Below are 23,357 nucleotides of genomic sequence, written 5' to 3'. Positions count from 1 at the left end.
CACGTGGCGATAGCCCGGCGTGCCGCAAGGCACAGCCGCCGCTTGTGACGAGGGATCAGAGGGGCGCGGGTACGCTAAGCTACAGCACCCGCGCGTAATACCGCACCGTCCGCTCCCCTCCATACACCTCCGCGCTCCCGACCACGCTGAAGCCCAGCGCGGCGTGGAACGCGTCCGAAGCCGGGTTGGGCGGCTCCGCATTGACCTCGCAGACGATCCTCGTGTGCCCGTCGGCAGCCGCCTGGCGGAAGAGTCCCTCATAGAGCCGCCGGGCCAGACCCCGGCCGCGAGCATGCGGGGCAACGACCACGCGGTCGACATAGGCGAAGCGGGGATAGCGCTCCTTGAACCACAGGAAGTTCGGGCTGCCATAGTCCGCATCCTGGTCGAAGCTGATCATGAAAGCGTCGGCCTCGCCGATTGCCCGCGCGAAATAGGCTTCGGCGATCATGCGCTGCAGCTTCTCCGGCTCCAGCCACGACAGTTCCGCGGCATGGGCATTGTTGAGTGCGAGCACCCGTTCGGCTGTGGCTGCGGAAAGGTCCCGCAGGTCGGTCATGTCGTCGATCATTCAGAGTTCCTCGCCGGCCGCGCGCACGAGTGCCACGGACAAGCCGGTGCCGCAAGGAGGAGGCGGGTTGCGGCGCGTTGCGCTCAGCCCACCGCCACGGGTGCGGGAGCGGTCGCGCCCTGCCGAAGGACATAGACACCCAGCGGCCTGGCGCGGCCGCGGATCTCGATCTCGCGCGCGTCGAAGCCGGATAGGTCGAGGCCCGACAGCTTGGCCGCGGCTTCCGAGACGACGATCGCGGCATCGAACTCCTTGGCCGCCGCCTCGAGCCGGCTGCCGACATTGACGGTGTCGCCGATCGCGGTGACGCTCATGGCTCGTCCATACCCCATGCTGCCGACGATCGCCTGGCCGACATGGATGCCGATCGCGACCCTGAGATGCCCTCGGAACTCCGCCGAAAGGTCCTCGCTCAGCCTGTCGACGCCATCGATGATGGCGCGAGCGGCGAGCAGGGCCTCTCGGCAGGCCTCGTCCGGCCGCCCCTCCAGTCCGAACAGCGCCATCGCACCGTCGCCGATGAATTTGTCGAGACGCCCGCCGGCGCTCTCGACCGCATTGCCGACCACACCGAAATAGCGGTTGAGCAGGAACACGACATCGAAGGGCAGCCGCTGGTCGGCGAAGGCCGTGAAGCTACGCATGTCGCAGAACATCACCGCGACGACCTTCTCGTGACCTGGATCGCTCGCTGCGCCCATCGGCGCCTCATTGCTGGGCAGCGGCGAAAGCAGCGGCGCCACGCCGAGATCGTGGGTCGGCCGCAACTGGCACGCCAGCCGAACGTCGTCTTCAGCCGATATCCGGAGAAGCGTCCTCGCCTCTACCGGATCGGGCTCAGGCTGGTCCGCGAGACCTTCGAACACCCGTATCCGGCAGGTGGAACAACGGCCACGTCCGCCGCAGACGGCGTAGTGATTGATTCCGCCCAGCCGGCTGGCATCGAGCACGCTGCAGCCCTTGGCTACCCGCACGCTGCGCCCGCCGGGATAGCGAATCTCGATCATGTTTCGCCGCTCCAGGTGGTCGCGGACCGCCCGTGCACCGAGCACCAGCGCAAGCAGCGCCACGTAGGCGGCGTACACCGCGCGATCGATCGTATCCTTCGCGGCCAATGCTGCGGGCACCACGTCGGGATCGATCGCGGTCAGCGATGGCGACTCCATCGCAGCGACCTCTCGGCTCATGTCCGAGAAGCCAAGAAGGGCGAGCACCGGTATGAGAACGCCGAGCACCAGGAGGTAAGGGGCGGCACGCGGAAACCAGGGCCGATACCGCAGCCAGAAGAAGAGGCCGAGGCAGCCATGGGCCCAGATCACCAGGAGCGCGATGACGATCCTGATGCTGTTCGCGGCCGACTGGCTCCAGAACTCGACCACGAAGGCATAGGTGTCCTTCGCCTGGAAGAGCTGATGGAGGCCGCGCGTGCCGACGACGTGCTCCGCGATCAGCAACGGTATGGCGAGGCCGAGGACCACTTGCGCCCACTCGCGCGGCGGCATGGAAAGCGTGTGGCGCCGGTAAAGGGCAAGCAGCGTTAGCGCGACATGGACGAGCACCGCGCCGTAGAACAGCAGCGTACCGAGCGGATTGCGCCATACGCTCAGGAAGATGTGCCGGCCCTGCTCGGCGGTCCCGAGTGAAATGAGGCCGAGCGCGTGGTTGATGAGATGGGTGACGACGAAGGCCATCAGGATGAGGCCGGAGACCAGGCGCATGTTGCGCACGACCAGCTCTCGTCGAGTATTCCCCGCCGCTCCGGCTCGCACGGGCTCGCTCATCTCGAAAATCCCAGCTCTTCCGCCCATATTCAGGTGGCGGGTTCAGCGTCCGTCAAGACTGCTGCCGCTCAGTGCATACCAGAACTGCGCGGCAAACCCTTTCGCAGATGCGAAAAAACATGTAAGAGCCCGCGCGATTGAAATTGGCGCTGTGACCTCGGCCTGCGCTCTATTTCCCGAGTCCATAGAAAAGAGAACATGAAGCTTCGCAACATCGCGATCATCGCGCACGTCGACCATGGCAAGACGACCCTGGTCGATGCGCTCCTCAAGCAATCCGGCTCCGTCCGGGACAACCAGCGCGTTGCCGAACGCGTCATGGATTCCGGTGATATCGAAAAGGAACGCGGCATCACCATCCTTGCCAAGGCGACCTCGGTCGAGTGGAAGGACACCCGCATCAACATCGTCGACACGCCGGGCCACGCCGACTTCGGCGGCGAGGTGGAGCGCATCCTGAACATGGTGGACGGCGCGATCGTGCTGGTCGACGCCGCCGAAGGACCCATGCCCCAGACCAAGTTCGTGGTCGGCAAGGCGTTGAAGGTCGGCCTGAAGCCGATCGTCGCCATCAACAAGATCGACCGGCCGGACGCCCGGCATGTCGAGGTGGTCAATGAGGTCTTCGACCTATTCGCCGCACTCGATGCAAACGACGAGCAGCTCGATTTCCCAATCCTCTACGGCTCCGGCCGCGACGGCTGGATGGCCGAGGCGCCCGAGGGGCCGCGCGACAACGGACTTGCTCCGCTCTTCGACCTCGTGCTTCGCCACGTGCCGGAGCCGAAGGTCGGCACCGGGCCGTTCCGGATGATCGGCACCATCCTCGAAGCCAACCCGTTCCTGGGGCGCATCATCACCGGCCGCATCGAATCGGGCACGCTCAAGCCCAACCAGGCGGTGAAGGTGCTGCATCACGACGGCTCACTACTGGAAAACGGTCGCGTGTCGAAGATCCTTGCCTTCCGTGGCATCGAGCGCCAGCCGATCGAGGATGCTCATGCCGGGGATATCGTCGCCATCGCCGGCCTGTCCAAGGGCACCGTCGCCGATACCTTCTGCGATCCCTCGGTGACGGAGCCGTTGGCGGCGCAGCCGATCGATCCGCCGACCGTTACCATGTCCTTCCTCGTCAACGATTCGCCGCTTGCCGGCACCGAGGGCGACAAGGTCACCAGCCGCGTCATCCGCGACCGGCTGCTGCGCGAGGCGGAGGGCAATGTTGCTCTGAAGATCGAGGAGTCGGCGGACAAGGATTCGTTCTACGTGTCCGGCCGCGGCGAACTGCAGCTTGCCGTGCTGATCGAAACGATGCGTCGCGAAGGTTTTGAGCTCGCCGTGTCGCGCCCGCGCGTGGTCATGAAGAAGGACGAGGATGGGCAGTTGCTCGAACCGATCGAGGAAGTCGTCATCGACGTCGACGAGGAGCACTCGGGCGTCGTCGTGCAGAAGATGAGCGAGCGCAAGGCCGAGATGGTCGAGCTTCGCCCCTCCGGCGGCGACCGCCAGCGCCTCGTCTTCCATGCGCCGACGCGCGGCCTGATCGGCTACCAGTCGGAGCTACTCACCGATACGCGCGGCACCGCCGTGATGAACCGGCTGTTCCACGCCTATGAGCCCTACAAGGGCGACATTGCCGGCCGCGTCAACGGCGTGCTGATCGCCAACGAGGCTGGAGAGTCGGTGGCCTACGCGCTGTGGAACCTGGAAGACCGCGGCCCCATGGTGATCGACCCGGGCGTGAAGGTCTACCAGGGCATGATCATCGGCATCCACTCCCGAGACAACGATCTCGAGGTGAACGTGCTCAAGGGCAAGAAGCTCACCAACATCCGCGCTGCCGGCAAGGACGAGGCCGTGAAGCTCACGCCTCCGGTCCGCATGACGCTGGAGCGGGCGCTGGCCTGGATCCAGGACGACGAACTGGTCGAGGTGACGCCGAAGACGATCCGCCTGCGTAAGCTCCACCTCGACCCGAATGACCGCAAGCGCTTCGAGAAGCAGAAGGCGGTGGGAGCGGCCTGAGTAGGTCTTATGTCAACGCGACGCCGACCACGGCTCCGGCGTCGCGCAAGGCATCGTCGAACGAGGCCAGCGGCAGCTTTCTGCGGATGGCAAGCTCCAGATAGGCAGCGTCGTAGGGCGTCAGCCCGAACCGATCGGAAAGCGCCAATGTGGTGTCCCAGGCGTGGAGCGCGGTATGGGTATCGATCTCGATCGGCAATGCTGCGAGATCGCGCAATGAAGAATCACGATATTCGAGGCTGATGCGCCCCCTCCGGAGGGCCGTACGGAAACCATTGGCGACCTCAAGCCGCCAATGTGAAGGTACAACGGCTCCGTCAGAAGCCACTTTGTCGAGCAATGCCTCCGAGGTTAGGGTAACCTCGTCCTGGAAATACCAGGACAGCGTGACGGAGGCGTCGACGACGAAGCTTACTTTCGGCCATCGTCGATGAGCCCGCGGATGCTGATCCCGCCGAGCGTCACGCCTCGTCTACGCTCTCTGATCCGCATGACGGCGTCGGCCGCTTGCGACGACCGCTTTGGCTCTCCGCTCGGTGCAACCAGCTTTGCAGCGGGCTTGCCGTGCCGGGTGATCACGACCTCCTCGCCGCGAGCTATGAGATCGAGCAGGCTATCGAGCTTTTTCTTCGCCTCGATTGCTCCGACCGTACGCATGTTGTCGTCCTTGAGGTATAGTTCGGTGAGCCTAAGGCAGTTCGGCGACTCCGGCAACCAGCGCGCAGTAAAGGATGGAGGCGCATCTAGGCTTCAGTGAACTCGATGCGCCCTGCTCCGACCCTTCACACTTTCCCGCCCAACTCGTCCTCGACGTGAGCGCGTACGATCTGGTCGAATGACGTCTCGGCCCTGAACCCGAGTTGTTCCGCCCGGCGTGCGTCGAAGCGGCCGGCCCACCCGGAGACGATGCGGATGATCGTCTCGTCGGGCTCGCGCCGGATCAGCTTTACCGCCTTGTCGCCGGCGACCCGTCCCAGCGCTTCGATCTCCTCGCCTACGGTCGCCGACAGGCCGGGCATCGAAAGGTTGCGGCGGTGCCCCAGCGGCTTGAGGTCGATCTCCGCGGCATGCTCCAGAAACCCGACCGCGGCGCGCGGGCTGGCGAACCAGTGGCGGATGTCTTCCGAGACCGGCAGCACGGCTTCCTGACCCGCAAGCGGCTCGCGAAGGATGCTGGAGAAGAAGCTGGAGGCCGCCTTGTTGGGCTTTCCGGGCCGGATGCAGATGGTCGGCAGGCGGATCCCGATGCCGTCGAAGAAGCCGCGGCGACTGTAATCGGACAGTAGCAACTCGCCGATCGCCTTCTGGGTGCCGTAGCTGGTGGCCGGCGTGGTGAAGAACTCGTCGCCGATCGATTCCGGGAACGGCGCGCCGAACACCGCGATCGATGACGAGAACACCACGCGCGGAAAGTACCGATCGCGAAGACCCTCCTGCCGGATCGCCTCGAACAGGAACCGCGTCCCGTCGAGATTGATGCGATAGCCCTTGTCGAAGTCTGCCTCCGCCTCGCCGGAGACGATCGCCGCGAGGTGGAAGATCACATCCGGCCTGAGCGCGACCAGCCGCTCGGCCTCGCCCGGCATGGACATGTCCGAGACGATCGCCTCCGCGGCCGGCTTGCCTGCGGGCAGATTCGCCTCGATCACGTCGACCAGGGTCAGGCGCTCTATGTCCTTGCCGGCGAGGGTTCCCTTTGCGGCGAGCCGGGCGGCGAGCTTGCCGCCGACCATGCCGGCTCCTCCGATGATCATCACGTGCATTGGCGTTCCTCCTCCGAAAATCAGTCTTGGCGACACATAGCCGGGATTGGCTCACCGCGCATGCGCGAATTGCATGCGAGACAGTGGGCCAGGACCGTCATCCTGCCGGGCAAACACCGAAACTCCCTACACGCGCCGTAACATGCCGATAATACGGTGTGTTTTGACCTGGACGTGGCGGGCGCGATAGGAACAAACCTAGCGCCAGTGGCGCTCCCGCCCGATTCGCCATCCCGGAACCATTCTATGACGAGAAAGCCGATCCGCTTCATCGACCTTGTCGCCCAGCAGGAGCGGATCAAGGACAGGATCGACGCCGCCATCCAGCGGACGCTCGCGCATGGCGCCTACATCCTTGGGCCGGAGGTGGGAGAGTTCGAGTCGGCCCTCGCAAAATTCTGCGGCGCAAAGCATGCGATCGGCTGCTCGAATGGCACCGACGCCCTCTCGCTTGCGCTGATGGCCAGAGAGGTCGGGCCAGGTCACGCCGTGTTCTGCCCGAGCTTCACCTTCGCCGCCACCGCCGAGGTCGTAGCTCTGATCGGTGCGACACCCTATTTCGTCGACATCCACGAGGACACGTTCAACCTCGATCCGAAGAGCCTGGAGCGCGCCATCGCGGAGGCCAAGCGGGCGGGCCTGACGCCCGCCGGCGTCATCTCAGTCGACCTGTTCGGTCAGCCGGCCGACTACACGGAGATCGAACCGGTCGTTTCGGAGGCGGGGCTCTGGATGATCTGCGACGCAGCTCAAGCCTTCGGCGCGGACTATCGCGGCCGCAGGGTGGGCACGATCGGTGCGATGACGACGACCAGCTTCTTCCCGGCAAAACCGCTCGGCGCCTATGGCGACGGCGGCGCAATCTTCACCGACGACGATGAGACGGCGGCGGTGCTGCGCTCGCTGCTGGTGCATGGCCAGGGCGCCGACAAGTACGACAACGTCCGCATCGGCATGAACGGCCGGCTCGACACGCTGCAGGCCGGCATCCTCATCGAGAAGCTGGCGATCTTCGCCGACGAGATCGAGGCGCGGAACCGGATCGCAGCGAACTACAATGACGGGCTGCGCGATGTCGCCATCGTGCCCACCGTGCTCGAGGGCTGTGTCTCGACCTGGGCGCAGTATACGATCCGCACGCCGGGCAAGGACCGCGGCGCTATCCTGGCGCGCCTGAAGGACAAGGGCGTGCCGACGGCCGTCTACTACCCGACTCCCCTGCACCGCCAGACGGCCTATCGCCAATTCCCGGCGGTCGGCAACGGCCTGCCGGTTAGCGACCGCGTCGCGCAGGACGTCTTCAGCCTGCCCATGCACCCCTATCTCGCGGCCGACGACCAGGCCTACATCATCGAGTCGGTGCGGGAAGCGATCGCCGCCTAGGCCACGGCTTCGGCCCCAGCCGCCCGCCTCGCCACGACCCAGCCCAGCACCGCCGCTAGAAGCAGGACGAGCGCGGCGATGAAGAAGGACAGCGCCGGGAAGGGCTCGAAGGAGACCGGTTCCACCGTGGTGGCATAGACCGCACCGAAGAACAGCGGCGAGGCCACGCCCGCAACCGACGCCACGCTCATGTTGGCGCCCTGCAACTGTCCCTGCTCGCGCTCCGAAACCCGCCGGGTCATGAGCGACTGCAGCGTCGGCATCGATAGCCCCCATAGCGCATTGGGGAACATCGCCAGGGCAAACAGCATGCCGGTCGGCGCCAGCCCCATGCAGGCGATGCCGACCGCGCCGCCGAACAGGCCGAACACCATGACGCGGCGATCACCGAAGCGCTGTACCGCGGGCCCGACGAGCAGCCCCTGCACCGCCATGTCGAGCGCGCCCACCAGGGCCAGAACGAGGCCGACTTCCCAAGACCCCCAGCCATAACGGTGGCCGGCATAGAGAACGAAGACCGCCGAGAATACGTGGTGGGCGAAGTGCAGCAGGAAGTTGACGGTCGCCAAGCCGGCAAGCTCCGAATGCGAGCGCAGCAGCTTCAACGCCCCGAACGGGTTGGCGCGCTTCCATGAAAAGATCATGCGGTTCGTCTGAGGCAAGGATTCCGGCAGGACGAAAAGGCCATAGAGGAAGGTGATGCCGGTAAGTCCCGCGGCGAACCAGAAAGGCGCGCGCGGCGAGATCTCGCCGAGGAAGCCGCCGAGCACCGGCCCGAGGACGAAGCCGCCGCTGAAGGCGGCGCCGATCAGGCCGTAGGCGCGGGCGCGGCCCTCCGGCGGGGTGACGTCGGCCATGTAGGCGAAGGCGGTAGTGAAGCTGGAGGAGGTCACGCCGGCAATGATGCGGCCGAGCGCCAGCCACCAGAGGTTCGGCGCGACCGCCATCAGGACGTAGTCGCAGGCGAGCCCCGCCGCCGAGAGCAGGATGACCGGCCGCCTCCCGTACTGGTCGGACAGGGAACCGGCGATCGGAGAGCAGACGAACTGCGCCGCGGCCCACAGCGCCACGAACACACCGTTGATCCAGCCGGCCGAGGCGCTCGAGCCCGCGAATTCCTCGATCAGCGGCGGCAGCACCGGGATGACGATGCCCATCGACAAAACATCGAGCAGCGCCACGATGAGGATGAAGGCGAGCGCGGCCTGCCGCCTCGCGCCGGTGATCGGGCTCATGCTGTCCTCGGTGTTTGGGGACGGGGCTTATACTCTGCCGGCTTTCGCTGCGCCAGCTACCAGCCGCATGTTCCTGACAGGAGGTGACGGTGAGGGAATCGAGAGACACTCATCTCCCCCTTGCGAGGGAGTCGGAGGGCGCGGCTACTCCGCCGCTGCCCGTCCTGACCCATCCTCCTGCCAGCGGGCGAAGGTGGCCTTGAGGTCCCCTGCGGCAAGTTCCTCAGGCGTCGGAGAGTAGCCCGCGGCGATCATCTTGCGGCCGAGCATGTGGTCGGCCGGGCGGTTGACCGATTCGATCGCGATCAGGTCCAGCCCCCTGTAGTGGAAAACCGAAAAGCGGTTTTCGCCGGGTTCGCCCGACAGGACCGCACGGTCGCTGCCCGCGATCAGGCCGACCATCTGCAGCTTCATATCGCCAATATCGGACCAGAACCACGGCACGCTGTCATAGACGCCGCCGTGGCCCATGATGGTGCGCACGGCCAGTCGCGCCTGATCCGTCGCGTTCTGGACCGATTCCAGCCGCACGTCGGCCCCGCAATGCCACTGGCGGAAATTCACCGCATCGCCGATCGCCAGGATCTCCGGCACGGAGCTCCGCATCTGCGGGTCTACGCGGATGCCATTGCCGACCGCCAGCCCGGCAGCCTCGGCAAGTTCCACGTTCGGGACGGCGCCGATCCCGACCAGCGCCATGTCGGCCGCGATCCGCTCGCCCGCGGACGTGGTCACGCCGACGATACGGCCCGCCTCGCTTTCGAAGCGCTCGACCGTGGTCCCGGTCAGCAGTTTTACCCCCGTGGTGGCTAGCCGCTCGGCGACGTGGCCCGCGAGCAGCGGCGCGACCGCACGGCCGAGCAGCCGGTCCTGCGCCTCGATTACGGTCACCGTCCGTCCGCCCGCGGAAAGTGTCGCGGCGATCTCCAGCCCGATGAAGCCGCCGCCAAGCACGACGACATTCTCGGCCTTGCCGGCGCGTTCGCGGATCAGCCGCGCGTCGGAGACGGTGCGCAAGGCGAGAACATTTGCCAGGCCGGCGGTCGCAGGTAGCAGCCGCGGGCGCGAGCCGGTCGCCAGGATCAGCCGGTCGAAGAGCAGCGCCTCGCCATTCTCGAATTGAACGCGCCGGGCGCTTCGGTCGATGCCAGCGACCCGGCTGCCGAGGCGAAGGTCGATGCCGGCACCCGTATAGAAGGCCTCGGCGCGCAGCACTTGAGGCTTGGCGTTCGCGTCCTTGAGGAAGGCTTTTGAGAGCGGCGGCTTGTGATAGGGCAGATCGCTCTCGTCGCCCACCAGCGTGACCGGCCCGTCAAAACCTTCCTCGCGCAGGCTGGCGGCGGCCTGCACGCCGGCATGGCCGGTTCCGATGATGACGACGCCGTTGTTCATAAGGTCTTCCCTTTGGCGCGACAGCTTAGCGAGTGAATTCACCAGAGAATTGCTTGGGCCCGACATTTGGGCGCGGCAGCGCGTCGCACTGGAAGGCGGAGAAGTCAAGGAGCAGCCCGTGGAAGCCACTGCCAAGAATACCTGACTAGTTTAGAATAGTTCTAACGTATTGAAGAACAAGCCGTTTTCAAGACTCTTCATTGACTCGACCCGTCCAGCAGGCGTAGAGGGAATGTGCGCAGGGGAGGGGTCGTTACCATCCCGATAGCGTGCTGAAAGGGCTGCCCGCTAGCAGCAATAGATATGCCGGCGAGGGTCCAACGGACGGAGCCGCTGGCCAAGAGAACGATATGCTGATCTGCCACTGCAATGTGATCACCGAGAAGGAGGTCGAACAGGCAATCCTGGACCTGCTCGATCAGGATCCCTGGTCGCTGATCGTCCCCGCCAAGGTCTATCACAGCATGCGCAAGCGCGGGCGCTGTTGCGGCTGTTTTCCGAATGTGGTCGAAATCATCATTCGGGTTACCGAAGCCTATCATGCGCGCTCGCAACCGAACGAGCCCGACCTCGTTTCATACCTGGACCGGGTGAGGGAACTCCGGTCGACATACGGGAGCAGATTGAATGAAAGGCGAACCCCAAGTCATCGAGCGGCTTAACGAAGCGCTCTTCCTGGAACTCGGTGCTGTCAACCAGTACTGGCTGCATTACCGGCTCCTCGACGATTGGGGATATCAGAAGCTCGCCAAGAAGGAGCGGGAAGAATCCATCGAGGAGATGCATCACGCCGATCGGCTGATCGAGCGCATCATTTTCCTGGAAGGCCATCCCAACCTGCAGACCCTGGCCCCGCTGCGCATCGGCCAGAACGTCAAGGAGGTGCTGGAGGCCGACCTCGCCGGCGAATACGACGCCCGCACCTCCTACAAGAAGTCCCGCGAAATCTGCCACGACCTCGGCGACTACGTCTCGATGGAACTGTTCGAGGATCTTCTGAAGGACGAGGAAGGCCATATCGACTTCCTCGAGACGCAGATCCAACTGCTCAACCAGATCGGCGAGGAACGCTATGGCCAGCTCAACGCCGAACCGGCGAACGAAGTGGAGTAGGTTTTCCAAGATTTCGTCGCTGGCGCAGCCCAAATTCTCGACGTTGGCCGCCCAGCGGAGCCGTGGTGCCGGGACAGTTCGAGTGTCTGCGTAAACGGCTACCTGCTCACCGCTGCCTGGGCGTGGCTGCGCAGCAGCGCCATCAGCCTCCCGGCCTCAGCCTCCGCGCCCGCCTCATCCCCGGCGAGGATCTTCTGGATCAGCTCGACGTGGCGGGCGGCGGATTCGGCGAGTCCGGTCTCGCGCTGATAGCGGAACCAGAAGCGGCGGGAGTGGGTCTGCAGCGGTGCGGCCAGGCGCGCGGCGAAGCGGTTGTCGGCGGCAAGCGCCAGCGCCTCGTCCAGCGCCTTGTCGGCTTCTAGGAAGCCGGCGACATCGCTTGCCACCACCGCCCGGTGCATGGCTTGCGCGGCATGCTGGAACCGCTCAATCGCGAGTGGCGTGGCGTAGCGTGCCGCCGCGCGCGCGAGCACCATCTCCACCCCTTCGCGCGCGTCCAGGGCGAGCAGCCAGTCGCCGGCGTGGAGCGGGGCGATTGCGAGCCCCGCGCGCGGTCGCACCTCCATAAGACCTTCCCAGGCGAGCCGCTGGATCGCCTCGCGCACCGGCGTTCGTCCCAATCCAATCCGCTCGATCAGTTGCGCCTCGGTTGTGATGCTGCCGGGAGCCAGATCCAGCATGACGATGGCTTGCTCCAGGGCGCGATAGGCGCGGGCGGTGGCCGACTCAATTCCGGTGCTAAGCTGATCCACGAGCCCGCCTCTGATCCATCTTTGTCATTATCAGCCTCTCGCGCTTGTTGACATGAGTCCCGAGAGGCAGATATATCAGTAATATATCTGGAGGAGAAGTACCATGTGGAGCGGGATCTACCCAGCCGTCACCACCAAGTTCACGCCGGACGACAGGCTCGACCATGCCGAGATGGAGCGCTGCTTCGGCCTTTTGATCGAGGCTGGCTGCGACGGCTTGATCGTCGCTGGCTCGCTCGGCGAAGGCCCGATGCTCTCCCAGGACGAAAAGATCGAGGTGCTGAAGACCGCACAGAAGGTGGCTGGCGGAAGACCGGTGCTGCTGACCGTCAACGAGGCGGCGACCCGCGACGGCGCGGCGCTGGCCCGGCGTGCTGCCAGCGAGGGCGCCGATGGGCTGATGGTGGTGCCGAGCCCGATCTACCACACCAATTCGCAGGAGACGGTGGCGACGCTGAAGGCAGTTGCGGCGGCCGGCGACCTGCCGGTGATGATCTACTCCAACCGTATGGCCTACCGTGTCGATGTCACGGTTGACGATATGGAAGAGTTGGCTTCCGATCCGCTGTTCGTGGCGATCAAGGAATCCTCGGACGACATTCGGCGCTCCACCGAGATCATCAACCGCTTCGGCGACCGCTTCGACCTTTTCACCGGCGTTGACAATCTCGCCTTCGAGGCGCTCTCGGTCGGCGCAATCGGCTGGGTGGCGGGGCTGGTGACCGCCTTCCCGCGCGAGACGGTCGCGATCTACCGCCTGATGAAGGCCGGCCGCCGCGACGAGGCGCTGAAGATCTACCGCTGGTTCCGCCCGCTGCTCGATCTCGACGTTTCCACCTACCTCGTCCAGAATATCAAGCTGGCCGAGGTGCTGGCGATCGGCACCAACGACCGTGTCCGCATGCCGCGCCAGCCGCTATCCGGCGAACGCCGCGCGGCTGCGGAAAAGGTGGTGCGTGATGCGCTGGCGAAGCGGCCGGAACTGCCCGTTTTCTGATCTCGGTCTAGTCGCCTCAATATGAGTGACCGTACGCATATCGCAGTCATAGGCGCCGGCATCGTCGGCATCTGTACGGGGGCGAATCTCGCGGAAGCGGGTTTCCAGGTCACGGTCTACGACCGGACAGGTGTCTGCGAAGAGACGAGCTCCGGCAATGCAGCCGCGCTCGCCTTTCCCGACCCGCTGCCGCTCTCGCACAAGGGCATGCTGAAGAAGCTGCCGGGCTGGCTTGCCGACCCGCTTGGGCCGCTGACCATCCCCCCCGCCTATCTCCCGAAGCTAATGCCCTGGCTGATCCGCTTCATGCGCGCCGGCCACCCGAGCAAGTTCGAGGCGAGCCTGAATGCGCAGGCGGGCCTCATGCGGCTCGCGGAATCCGAATGGGCAGGGCTCTCCGAGCGCGCGGATGCTGCGGGGATGATCAGCCACAACGGCGCGATCGACCTCTACGAAAGTGAGGCCGAGTTGAAGGCGTCGCTCCCGGGCTGGGAGGCGCGCGAACGGCTCGGCATACCCTTCGAGCATGTCTCGGGCGCGCGCCTCGCCGAGTTGCAGCCCGGACTGTCGCCACGCTTCACGCACGGCACCTTCATGCCGACCTGGAAGCAGGTCGACGATCCGAAATTGTTCGGCAAGGCGATCTGGGCCTATGCCGAGCGCCTTGGCGCCCGGTTCGAGAGACGTCTGTTCGAAGGCGCTGAGATCGCGCGCAAAGACGCCGGACGCTCCGAGGTGCGGCTGAGATTTGCCGACGGCTCGACCAGCACTGCAGACAGCCTGGTCATCTGCGCCGGCGCCTGGTCGCATTTCCATGCCGCGAAGTTCGGTGATCGCGTCCCGCTGGAGACCGAGCGCGGCTACAACACGACGCTGCCGGTCGGCGCCTTCGATCTGCGCCGGCAACTGACCTTCGTCGGACATGGCTTCGTCGTCTCGCCGCTCGTCACTGGCGTCCGCGTCGGCGGGGCGGTGGAACTGGCCGGCCTGAAGCGGCCGCCGAACTACGCGCGCGCGAGAGCCATGCTGGAGAAGGCGAAACAGTTCCTGCCGGGGCTCAAGACCGAAGGCGGGCGCGAGTGGATGGGCTATCGTCCGTCCCTGCCCGATTCCCTGCCGGTGATCGGCCGCGCCCGCAGTGCGCCCAACGTCTTCTATGCCTTCGGGCATGGACACCTCGGGCTGACCCAGTCCGCCGCGACCGGACGCTTGATCCGCGACCTCGCCACGGGCAAGACTACGGCCGTCGATCTCGCGCCCTTCAGTCCGCAGAGGTTTTGACGGTCATCTCGCAATGGCTGTGACTGTCTGGGAGGTCCAATAGAAATGTCCCGCCATTCCTTCTTCTGCATCGACGGCCATACCTGCGGAAACCCGGTGCGCTTGGTGGCGGGCGGCGGGCCGGTGCTTCAGGGTGCAACTATGATGGAACGGCGGGCACACTTCCTCGCCGAGTACGACTGGATCCGCACCGGTCTGATGTTCGAGCCGCGCGGCCACGACGTGATGTCCGGCTCGATCCTCTATCCGCCAACGCGGCCGGACTGCGACATCGCCATCCTCTTCATCGAGACCTCCGGCTGCCTGCCCATGTGCGGCCACGGCACCATCGGCACGGTGACCATGGCGATCGAGCACGGGCTGGTGAAGCCGAAGACCCCCGGCGTGCTCAGGCTCGACACCCCGGCCGGACTCGTCATCGCCGAGTACCGGCAGGAAGGCGAATATGTCGAGGAGGTGCGGATCACCAACGTCCCCTCCTTCCTCTATGCGGAAGGACTGACGGTCGAATGCCCGACACTGGGTGAAATCGTCGTCGACGTCGCCTATGGGGGCAATTTCTACGCCATCGTCGAGCCTCAGAAGAATTTTCGCGACATGGCCGACCACTCGGCCGGCGACCTGATCGCCTGGAGCCCAATTGTCAGGCAGCGGCTCAACGAGAAGTACTCGTTCGTCCACCCGGAAAATCCGGGCATCAATCGCCTGAGCCACATACTCTGGACCGGCGCGCCGACGAACGAAGAGGCCGATGCGCGCAACGCCGTGTTCTACGGCGACAAGGCGATCGATCGCTCGCCTTGCGGGACAGGCACCTCGGCGCGCATGGCGCAGTTGCACGCAAAGGGACGTCTGAAGGCGGGCGAGGCCTTCGTCCACGAGTCGATCATCGGCTCGCTCTTCCGCGGGCGCGTCGAGCGCGAGGTGGAAATGGCGGGAGAGCCTGCGATCGTCCCCTCGATCGGAGGATGGGCGCGCATGACCGGCTTGAACACGATCTTCATCGACGACCGCGATCCGTTCGCTCACGGCTTCCTCGTGAAGTGACGCATAGGAAGCTTCGACACGCTACGCACCGGACGGCGAGGGAGGGCCGCATACGCGCAACAACCCACCAGTATTTCGCAAGATTGTCACATTTCATGCGAGGCAACCGCTAAAACAGCCTCGATTCATCGCGGACATTGCGATATGCCAATGCTACGGTCCGCGCTGGTCCAGGGGGCTGCCGCGGCATTCAGGCGAAATGGGACGCCTGAATGATGGGAACGGAAGGGTACTGATCGTCAGTCCCGGATCCGTGCCATGCTGCTCGGCTAACAATGAAAAGGAGGCGCCATTAAGGACGACCTCCAGGGGAATGGAGATTCAATGCAATACTTCGTCCAGCAGCTTATCAACGGGCTGACGCTGGGATCGATCTATGGGCTGATCGCCATCGGCTATACGATGGTGTACGGCATCATCGGCATGATCAACTTCGCCCACGGCGACATCTTCATGATCGGGGCGTTCACCGCCCTAATCGTCTTCCTCATTCTGGGCGCCGTCTTCTACTCGGTTCCCGTCGTCATCGCGCTCCTGGTCATGATGATCGTCGCGATGCTGCTCACCAGCCTCTACAACTGGACGATCGAGAAGGTCGCCTACCGCCCGCTGCGCGGCTCGTTCCGGCTCGCCCCCCTGATCACCGCGATCGGCATGTCGATCGCGCTTTCCAATTTCGTCCAGGTCACCCAGGGTCCGCGCAACAAGCCGATCCCGCCCATGGTCAGCCAAGTCTACAACATCGGCGGCATCTCGGTTTCGCTGAAGCAGATCATCATCGTCATCGTCACGGTCTCCCTGCTCGCCATCTTCTGGTACGTGGTCAACAGGACCTCCCTTGGCCGCGCCCAGCGCGCCTGTGAGCAGGACCGCAAGATGGCGGCGCTGCTCGGCATCGACGTCGACCGCACCATATCGATTACATTCATCATGGGCGCGGCGCTCGCGGCGGTCGCGGGAACGCTGTTCCTGATGTACTATGGCGTGGTGGTGTTCTCGGACGGCTTCGTGCCTGGAGTGAAGGCGTTCACGGCCGCGGTCCTCGGCGGCATCGGCTCCATCCCGGGTGCGGTGGTCGGCGGGCTCATGATCGGCTTCATCGAGAGCATGTGGTCGGCCTACTTCTCGATCGACTACAAGGACGTCGCTGCCTTCTCGATCCTGGCGATCGTGCTGATCTTCCTGCCCTCCGGCATTTTGGGCCGCCCCGAAGTGGAAAAGGTCTGACCCATGGCTGAAGCCGTCTCCACAGAGCGGGTCGCCGCCAACACGAACTACGCTACTGCCATTCGCGAGGCTCTCTTCGCCGGTGCGATCTCCTTCGGGCTGTTCGTGCTTCTTGTCGGACTGAAGACCGACCAGAACATCCGCAACGAACTGATCCTGGTGCAGCGCTGGGGCGTCCTCGCAATCCTGGTGCTGCTCACGATGGCCGGGCGCTTCGCCTATGTCGCCTATCTCCAGCCGACGTTGGCCGCGCGCGCTGCGGCAAGGGCGAAGGCTCCCGCCGTCGCGGTCGAGCCGAGCGCTCTTCGCAAGAATTGGACAAAGCTGGCGGTTTTGGGCCTTTTCCTTTACCCGGTCGTCATTGTCGCACTGGTCGGCCTCCAGGGCTCGCTCAAGTGGGTCGACAATTTCGGCATCCAGATTCTGATCTACGTGATGCTGGCCTGGGGTCTGAACATCGTCGTCGGCCTCGCCGGCCTGCTCGACCTCGGCTACGTCGCCTTCTACGCGGTCGGCGCCTACTCCTACGCCTTGCTCGCCAGCGAGTTCGGCTGGTCCTTCTGGATCCTGCTGCCGGCGGCGGGCATGATGGCGGCGTTCTGGGGCGTCATTCTCGGCTTTCCGGTGCTGCGCCTGCGCGGCGACTATCTCGCGATCGTGACGCTTGCCTTCGGCGAGATCATCCGCCTCGTCATCATCAACTGGCGCGAGGTGACCAACGGCTCGGCGGGTATATCGGGCATCCCGAAGGTCACATTCTTCGGCATCTTCAACTTCGACGTCTCGTCGCCCCACTACATCGGCAAGGTGCTGGGGATCGCGACCTCTGGCGCCTATTACAAGATCTTCCTCTATTATCTCATCCTGCTGCTGGCGATGCTCACCGCCTTCGTGACGATCCGGCTGCGACGCATGCCGGTGGGACGTGCCTGGGAGGCGCTGCGCGAGGACGAGATCGCCTGCCGCTCGCTCGGCATCAACACGACGACCACCAAACTCACCGCATTCGCGACGGGCGCGATGTTCGGCGGCTTTGCCGGCTCGTTCTTCGCCGCGCGGCAGGGCTTCGTCAGCCCGGAATCCTTCGTCTTCCTGGAATCGGCGATCATCCTGGCGATCGTGGTCCTCGGCGGCATGGGCTCGCTGGCCGGCATCGCCGTCGCTGCCGTCGTCATGATCGGCGGCACCGAGATCCTGCGCGAGATGCAGTTCCTCAAGGCGGTGTTCGGCGACGGCTTTACGCCCGAACTCTACCGCATGCTGCTGTTCGGTCTGGCCATGGTGATCGTCATGGTGTGGAAGCCGCGCGGATTCGTCGGAAGCCGGGAACCGACCGCCTTCCTGCACGAACGAAAGGCGGTATCCGCCTCCTTCACCAAGGAAGGGCACGGCTGATGGAGTACACAGTTCCGATGCCCGACCCGATCCTGAAGGTCGAACACCTCTCGATGAAGTTCGGCGGCCTGGTCGCCATCGGCGATCTGTCGTTCGAGGCCCGCCGCGGCGACATCACCGCGCTGATCGGCCCGAACGGCGCCGGCAAGACCACTGTGTTCAACTGCATCACCGGCTTCTACAAGCCGACCGAAGGCATGATCACGATGGCAAGGCGCGACGGGTCGGCCTATCTCCTGGAGCGCCTGCCCGGCCATGAGATCACGGCGCGCGCCCGGGTGGCGCGCACCTTCCAGAACATCCGCCTGTTCTCGGGCATGACCCTGCTGGAAAACCTTCTGGTCGCCCAGCACAACAAGCTGATGAAGGCGTCGGGCTACACCATCCTTGGCCTCGTTGGCATCGGCGGTTACAGGCGGGCCTCCGCCGAGGCGATCGACCTTGCGAAGTTCTGGCTGGAGAAGGCCGACCTCATTGACCGCGCCGACGATCCCGCCGGCGACCTTCCCTATGGCGCGCAGCGCCGGCTGGAGATCGCCCGGGCGATGTGCACCGGACCGGAACTGCTCTGCCTGGACGAGCCGGCCGCGGGCCTCAACCCCCGTGAGTCGCATGCGCTCAACGCGCTGCTCAACGACATCAAGGACCATACCGGCACCTCGATCCTGCTCATCGAGCACGACATGTCGGTGGTGATGGAGATCTCCGACCATGTCGTCGTGCTCGAATATGGCCGCAAGATCTCGGATGGCGATCCCACTTCCGTGAAGAGCGATCCCAAGGTCATCGCCGCCTATCTTGGCGTCGAAGACGAGGAGATCGTCGAGGTGCTCACCGAAGTCGGCGACGATCGCGTCATCGAGGAGCTTGATGCCGAGCCTGACCGCGACCATGGCCCCCCCGATTCGGCGTCGATGCTGGCGGGCCCCGTCACCGACACGATCGCGCATAGCGACGACGAAGAGCGCGTTTCCGTGATGCGTGGAGCTTCGAAAGCCGAACGGATCGAGGAGCGAGAGGCCAGGGACAGGGCGGCCGGGATTTCCGGCCAGCCGGACGACAAGCGCGGAGGTGGGGAATAATGGCCTCGAGAGCCTTGCTCGACGTCAGGGGTGTCGAGACCTACTACGGCAATATCCGCGCGCTGAACGGCGTCAATGTCGCCGTCAACGAAGGCGAGATCGTCGCCCTGATCGGCGCCAACGGTGCCGGGAAGTCGACGCTGATGATGACGATCTTCGGTGCGCCCCGCGCGCGCACCGGAACAATCACCTTCGGCGGCAACGACATCACAAGCCTGCCTACGCATGAGATCGCCCGGCTGCGCATAGCCCAGTCTCCGGAAGGCAGGCGCATCTTCCCGCGCATGACTGTGCTCGAAAACCTGCAGATGGGCGCCAGCCTCGACAACCTCAAACATTTCGATGAGGACGCCGAGAAGGTCTTCCAACTGTTCCCGCGGCTCAAGGAGCGTCTGTCGCAGCGGGGCGGCACGCTGTCGGGCGGCGAGCAGCAGATGCTGTCGATCGCCCGCGCGCTGATGGCCCGGCCAAAGCTGCTGCTTCTCGACGAACCGTCGCTCGGTCTGGCGCCACTGATCGTCAAGCAGATCTTCGATGCCATACGCGAGCTCAACGAGAAGCAGGGGCTGACCGTGTTCCTGGTCGAGCAGAACGCCTTCGGCGCGCTGAAGCTGGCGACTCGTGGCTACGTTATGGTCAACGGCAACGTAACGATGAGCGGCACCGGCAAGGAGCTTCTCGCCAATCCGGAGGTGCGCGCCGCCTATCTGGAAGGCGGCCGGCACTGAGACGGGAGTAGCATCATGCACGGCATCCTTTATGAAGAAGCCAATATCTGGCAATTCCTTTTCGTTACCTGCCTCCTGGGTGGCTGGGCGGCCTGGATGACTGGCCGCGCCTGTGCGCAGACCTGGCGGCCGGTATCGGCTCTGGTCGTCTATCTCCTGCTGCTCGGGTTGGCGGTGCGCTTCATCCACCATGCGCTGTTCGAGGGAACCATGTTCTCGGCGCAGTACTACATCGTCGATACCGTCATCCTGCTCATCTTCGGCCTGCTTGGCTATCGCTACACCCGCACGAACCAAATGGTGACGCAGTATCACTGGCTATACGAAAGGACTTCCGCGCTCGGCTGGAAGACAAAAAGCTGAGCCAATCGATCTCGCCGGATCGGGATGAAACGGCGTGACAAGTGCCTGAAAATCGGCAAACTGGCTGTTCTGCGATAAGGGTGGGCGTCGCATGACAGACAAGTATTCATCCAGGGCCCGCCCGGTAATGGGAGCGTATCAATGAAGAAATCTCTTCTGTCCGCGGTTGCCCTGACCGCGCTGGTCGCGTTCAGCGGCAGCGCCTGGGCGGATATTGTCATCGCCGTGGCCGGACCGATCACCGGCCCCAACGCAGCCTTCGGAGCGCAACTGCAGAAGGGCGCCGAACAGGCTGTTGCCGACATCAATGCGGCGGGCGGCATCAATGGCGAGCAGATCAAGCTGGTGGTCGGCGACGACGTGTCCGATCCGAAGCAGGGCATCTCGGTCGCCAACAAGTTCGTCGCCGATGGCGTCAAGTTCGTCGTCGGCCACTTCAACTCGGGCGTGTCGATCCCGGCCTCGGAAGTTTACGCCGAGAACGGCATTCTGGAAGTGACCCCGGCGGCGACCAACCCGCAGTTCACCGAGCGCGGCCTGTGGAACGTGTTCCGCACCTGCGGCCGCGATGACCAGCAGGGCGGCATCGCCGGCGCCTATCTCGCCGACAAGTTCAAGGACCGCAAGATCGCCATCATCCACGACAAGACGCCTTACGGCCAGGGCCTCGCCGACGAGACCAAGAAGGCGATGAACGCAGCCGGCGTCAACGAAGTGATCTATGAAGGCGTGAACGTTGGCGACAAGGACTTCTCGGCCCTGATCGCCAAGATGAAGGAAGCCGGCGTATCCATCATCTACTGGGGCGGCCTCCATACCGAAGCCGGCCTCATCATCCGGCAGTCGGCCGACCAGGGCCTGAAGGCGACGCTGGTTTCGGGCGACGGCATCGTCTCCAACGAACTGGCCGCGATCGCCGGCGATGCAGTTGCGGGCACCCTCAACACCTTCGGTCCCGATCCGCGCCTGAACCCTGAGAATAAGGAGCTTGTTGAGAAGTTCCGTGCCCAGGGCTTTGAGCCGGAGGCCTACACGCTCTACTCCTATGCTGCGATGCAGGTGATCGCCGACGCTGCCAAGGCAGCCGGCTCCACCGACCCGCAGGAAGTGGCCAAGGCTCTGAAGGAAAAGGGTCCGTTCAAGACCGCCCTCGGCGACATCGCTTATGATGAGAAGGGCGATCCAAAGCTTCCGGGCTATGTGATGTACGAGTGGAAGAAGGGCGAAGACGGCAAGTACACCTACGCCCAGCAGCAGTAATCGTACTATCGGAACCTACGAATGCCCGGCGCCTGCGCGCCGGGCATTTTGTTTGTCGATAGCGTATTGGCCAAAGCGATAATCGGGTGGCAGCACGCGCCTTCCGCTTCGCTCGAGCGAAAGAAAAGGACCGAGACAACCTGGTTCTCGTCCCATGTCATTCTGGCTATTCGCCGCCCGAAACAGCCACCCCCGGCACATACAACGATATCGGCCGGATCTCGTATACAGCCGTCTTATTGACGCGCTGCAGGTCACGTGCGGCGGCAACTGCCTCCTCGCGCGTGGAACAATCCACCACGTAGAGGCCGAGTAGTTGCTCCTTGGTCTCGGCGAACGGCCCGTCGGTGACCACGCCTTCACGCAGCGTGCACGCCGTGGCGGTGGGATCGAGCCGCGCCGCGGGTCCAAGCTTGCCAGCCTCCTTGAGGCCGTCATGCACCTTGTTGAGCTCGCTCATCAGCGCCTGCCTCTCTTGCTCGGACCAAGAAAGGACCACGCCTTCCACATGGTAGGCCAAAATAGCGTAGAGCATCTGTCCTCCTCGAACTTGGCCGCCTCGACGCGGCAGTCAGAATCTATGCGGCCGTTACCCGCCAGATTACGTCGCCGACATCGTCCGCGACCAGCAGCGAGCCGTCCGGGCCGATCGTGACGCCGACGGGGCGGCCATAAGAAAAGCGTTCGTCCGGGGACAGGAAGCCGCTGAGGATGTCGCGCATCGGGCCGGACGGCCGACCGTTCTCGAAGGGCACGAAGACGACCTTGTAGCCGCTCAGCGTGCTGCGGTTCCAGGAGCCGTGCTGGCCGATCACCATGCCGTCCGGGAAGCCGGGCAGGGTGCCTGCAGGCATCCAGCAGAGGCCGAGCGAGGCGGTGTGGCCGCCCAGCGCATAGTCGGGGCGGATCGCCTTGGCCACCATCTCCGGCCTCTGGGGAACGCGGTCGTCCACCGTCTGCTCCCAATAGCAGTAGGGCCAACCATAGAAGCCGCCGTCGCGCACCGAGGTCAGATAGTCCGGCGGGGTCTCGTCGCCGAGCGCGTCGCGCTCGTTGACGACGGTCCAGAGCTCACCGGTGCTCGGCTCCCAGGCGAGCCCCACCGGGTTGCGCAGCCCCGAAGCGAAGATGCGGGTCCTGCCGGTCTCGACGTCGTATTCGTGGATCGCGGCGCGGCCTTCCTCCGCCTCCATGCCGTTGTCACCGATATTGGAGAGCGAGCCCACGCCGACATAGATCTTCCGGCCGTCCGGGCTGGGCAGCAGGCTGCGGGTCCAGTGCCCGGCCGGCTTGAACGGGGCGAGCTTCTTCCCCGACGCCGTTATCCGCGTCTGCCCAGCGGTGAAGGCGAAGGCAACCAGCGCATCGGTGTTGCCGACGTAAAAGGTGTCGCCGAGAAGCGTCATGCCGAAGGGCTGGTTCAGCCCCTCCAGAAAGGTCTCGCGCACCTCGGCGACGCCATCGCCGTCGGCATCGCGCAGGAGCGTGATGCGGTTGGGGCTGTCGCCGATCGCCGCAGCGCGCCTCATCGTGCTGACCATGGCGTAGTCGAAGAGGTTGTTGATGCCGCCGGGCACGCTCAGCGCCTCGGCCGCGAGCACGTCGCCGCCGGGAAGCACGTAGAGCCAGCGCGGATGCTTCAGGCCCCGCGCGAAAGCGTTCACCTTGAGCCCCGGCGCTGCGACCGGCTTGTGGTCTCCGGCCCAACCCTTCGCCGTCGGCATCTTGAGCGTGGGCAGTCCCTGCACCTTCGCCTTCGGGATCTCCGGCTCGGTCCCCTGCGCCTGCTTCAGGCCGCGGCTGTCCTTTTTGCGGACGAAGACCAGAACCGCCCCGACCCAGGCGACCAGACGAGCGAATATGGCTGACATTCCCCAACCTCTTCGGTGATCGTGTGCGGTCATGGCATCCACGATGGCGCACGCAGCGTCAAGTCGACGCCGTACCCAAGCTTCCGGTGGG

The 23,357-nt window shown here is 64.7% G+C and carries 22 protein-coding genes and 1 pseudogene; 13 read left to right on the top strand and 10 right to left on the bottom strand.

The features are described 5' to 3' along the window. Positions 1–79 precede the first annotated feature (79 nt). Together HUI96_RS10315 and HUI96_RS10310 are read right to left on the bottom strand one after the other, a co-directional pair. Complete coding sequence (locus HUI96_RS10315; RefSeq protein ID WP_188254548.1) at positions 80–571, bottom strand: GNAT family N-acetyltransferase; 492 nt, start codon at positions 569–571, stop codon at positions 80–82. An 83-nt stretch (positions 572–654) separates the two neighbouring features. Beyond that, on the bottom strand, positions 655–2,352 hold the full coding sequence (locus HUI96_RS10310) for an adenylate/guanylate cyclase domain-containing protein (protein WP_188254547.1): 1,698 nt from the start codon (positions 2,350–2,352) through the stop codon (positions 655–657). A 198-nt stretch (positions 2,353–2,550) separates the two neighbouring features. Between HUI96_RS10310 and typA the strand changes: the two genes are divergently transcribed. After that, positions 2,551–4,377, top strand: coding sequence for a translational GTPase TypA (gene typA, locus HUI96_RS10305; protein WP_188254546.1), 1,827 nt, complete (start codon positions 2,551–2,553; stop codon positions 4,375–4,377). A 7-nt stretch (positions 4,378–4,384) separates the two neighbouring features. Here typA and HUI96_RS10300 read toward each other — a convergent pair. The 3 genes and pseudogenes from HUI96_RS10300 to denD form a co-directional block, all read right to left on the bottom strand. Beyond that, a pseudogene (locus HUI96_RS10300) lies at positions 4,385–4,771 on the bottom strand (type II toxin-antitoxin system VapC family toxin); the annotation flags it as partial. A 17-nt stretch (positions 4,772–4,788) separates the two neighbouring features. Beyond that, a complete protein-coding gene (locus HUI96_RS10295; RefSeq protein ID WP_188254545.1) occupies positions 4,789–5,034 on the bottom strand; it encodes a type II toxin-antitoxin system Phd/YefM family antitoxin in 246 nt (81 codons plus the stop codon). A 125-nt stretch (positions 5,035–5,159) separates the two neighbouring features. Continuing rightward, entirely contained in the window at positions 5,160–6,140 is a 981-nt protein-coding gene (gene denD / locus HUI96_RS10290) for a D-erythronate dehydrogenase (protein ID WP_188254544.1), read from the bottom strand. 246 nt (positions 6,141–6,386) lie between these two features. Here denD and HUI96_RS10285 point away from each other — a divergent pair, with 246 nt between their 5' ends. Next, entirely contained in the window at positions 6,387–7,523 is a 1,137-nt protein-coding gene (locus HUI96_RS10285; RefSeq protein ID WP_188254543.1) for a DegT/DnrJ/EryC1/StrS family aminotransferase, read from the top strand. Here the strand turns inward: HUI96_RS10285 and HUI96_RS10280 are convergent. Next, the gene (locus tag HUI96_RS10280) at positions 7,520–8,758 is read right to left on the bottom strand and encodes a TCR/Tet family MFS transporter (protein ID WP_188254542.1); all 1,239 of its coding nucleotides are present in this window, start codon (positions 8,756–8,758) and stop codon (positions 7,520–7,522) included. The two genes, HUI96_RS10285 and HUI96_RS10280, sit on opposite strands and share 4 nt — an antisense overlap. A 144-nt stretch (positions 8,759–8,902) precedes the next feature. After that, positions 8,903–10,150 (bottom strand): NAD(P)/FAD-dependent oxidoreductase, encoded by a 1,248-nt coding sequence (locus tag HUI96_RS10275; protein WP_188254541.1) that lies wholly within the window; start codon positions 10,148–10,150, stop codon positions 8,903–8,905. Between the two features lie 350 nt (positions 10,151–10,500). Here HUI96_RS10275 and HUI96_RS10270 point away from each other — a divergent pair, with 350 nt between their 5' ends. Next, entirely contained in the window at positions 10,501–10,812 is a 312-nt protein-coding gene (locus HUI96_RS10270; protein WP_188254607.1) for a (2Fe-2S)-binding protein, read from the top strand. Continuing rightward, positions 10,778–11,263 (top strand): bacterioferritin, encoded by a 486-nt coding sequence (bfr, locus tag HUI96_RS10265; protein WP_188254540.1) that lies wholly within the window; start codon positions 10,778–10,780, stop codon positions 11,261–11,263. Before HUI96_RS10270 ends, bfr begins: the two co-directional genes overlap by 35 nt. A gap of 98 nt (positions 11,264–11,361) precedes the next feature. Here bfr and HUI96_RS10260 read toward each other — a convergent pair whose 3' ends face one another. Next, positions 11,362–12,015, bottom strand: a complete 654-nt coding sequence (locus tag HUI96_RS10260; RefSeq protein WP_337918209.1) for a GntR family transcriptional regulator — start codon at positions 12,013–12,015, stop codon at positions 11,362–11,364. Positions 12,016–12,118: 103 nt separating this feature from the next. Between HUI96_RS10260 and HUI96_RS10255 the strand changes: the two genes are divergently transcribed. The 9 genes from HUI96_RS10255 to HUI96_RS10215 all read left to right on the top strand — a co-directional run bounded on the left by HUI96_RS10255 (position 12,119) and on the right by HUI96_RS10215 (position 21,395). After that, on the top strand, positions 12,119–13,012 hold the full coding sequence (locus HUI96_RS10255) for a dihydrodipicolinate synthase family protein (protein ID WP_188254539.1): 894 nt from the start codon (positions 12,119–12,121) through the stop codon (positions 13,010–13,012). 21 nt (positions 13,013–13,033) lie between these two features. Continuing rightward, the gene (locus tag HUI96_RS10250) at positions 13,034–14,293 is read left to right on the top strand and encodes an NAD(P)/FAD-dependent oxidoreductase (protein ID WP_188254538.1); all 1,260 of its coding nucleotides are present in this window, start codon (positions 13,034–13,036) and stop codon (positions 14,291–14,293) included. A gap of 45 nt (positions 14,294–14,338) precedes the next feature. Continuing rightward, positions 14,339–15,340 (top strand): 4-hydroxyproline epimerase, encoded by a 1,002-nt coding sequence (locus tag HUI96_RS10245; RefSeq protein ID WP_188254537.1) that lies wholly within the window; start codon positions 14,339–14,341, stop codon positions 15,338–15,340. A gap of 324 nt (positions 15,341–15,664) precedes the next feature. Further along, a complete protein-coding gene (locus HUI96_RS10240; protein ID WP_188254536.1) occupies positions 15,665–16,567 on the top strand; it encodes a branched-chain amino acid ABC transporter permease in 903 nt (300 codons plus the stop codon). Positions 16,568–16,570: 3 nt separating this feature from the next. Continuing rightward, on the top strand, positions 16,571–17,962 hold the full coding sequence (livM, locus tag HUI96_RS10235) for a high-affinity branched-chain amino acid ABC transporter permease LivM (RefSeq protein WP_188254535.1): 1,392 nt from the start codon (positions 16,571–16,573) through the stop codon (positions 17,960–17,962). After that, entirely contained in the window at positions 17,962–19,044 is a 1,083-nt protein-coding gene (locus HUI96_RS10230) for an ABC transporter ATP-binding protein (RefSeq protein WP_237684049.1), read from the top strand. The genes livM and HUI96_RS10230 overlap by 1 nt, the downstream gene beginning before the upstream one ends. Further along, positions 19,044–19,772: an ABC transporter ATP-binding protein gene (locus HUI96_RS10225; protein WP_188254534.1), complete on the top strand. Its 729-nt coding sequence runs from the start codon at positions 19,044–19,046 to the stop codon at positions 19,770–19,772. The genes HUI96_RS10230 and HUI96_RS10225 overlap by 1 nt, the downstream gene beginning before the upstream one ends. Before the next feature lie 15 nt (positions 19,773–19,787). After that, on the top strand, positions 19,788–20,135 hold the full coding sequence (locus HUI96_RS10220; RefSeq protein WP_188254533.1) for a DUF6867 family protein: 348 nt from the start codon (positions 19,788–19,790) through the stop codon (positions 20,133–20,135). Positions 20,136–20,276: 141 nt separating this feature from the next. Next, positions 20,277–21,395, top strand: coding sequence for a branched-chain amino acid ABC transporter substrate-binding protein (locus HUI96_RS10215; protein WP_188254532.1), 1,119 nt, complete (start codon positions 20,277–20,279; stop codon positions 21,393–21,395). A gap of 166 nt (positions 21,396–21,561) precedes the next feature. Here the strand turns inward: HUI96_RS10215 and HUI96_RS10210 are convergent, their stop codons facing one another. Both HUI96_RS10210 and HUI96_RS10205 read right to left on the bottom strand, forming a co-directional pair. Next, entirely contained in the window at positions 21,562–21,930 is a 369-nt protein-coding gene (locus HUI96_RS10210; RefSeq protein ID WP_188254531.1) for a YciI family protein, read from the bottom strand. 43 nt (positions 21,931–21,973) lie between these two features. Beyond that, entirely contained in the window at positions 21,974–23,299 is a 1,326-nt protein-coding gene (locus HUI96_RS10205) for a PQQ-dependent sugar dehydrogenase (protein WP_188254530.1), read from the bottom strand. Between the last annotated feature and the right edge of the window lie 58 nt (positions 23,300–23,357).

The organism is Pseudaminobacter soli (ex Zhang et al. 2022), assembly GCF_014595955.1.
In the GTDB taxonomy this organism is placed as follows: Bacteria; Pseudomonadota; Alphaproteobacteria; order Rhizobiales; family Rhizobiaceae; genus Kumtagia; species Kumtagia pseudosoli.
Note: the sequence above shows the minus strand (reverse complement) of the source record. Positions and strands in the feature narration are given on the sequence as shown.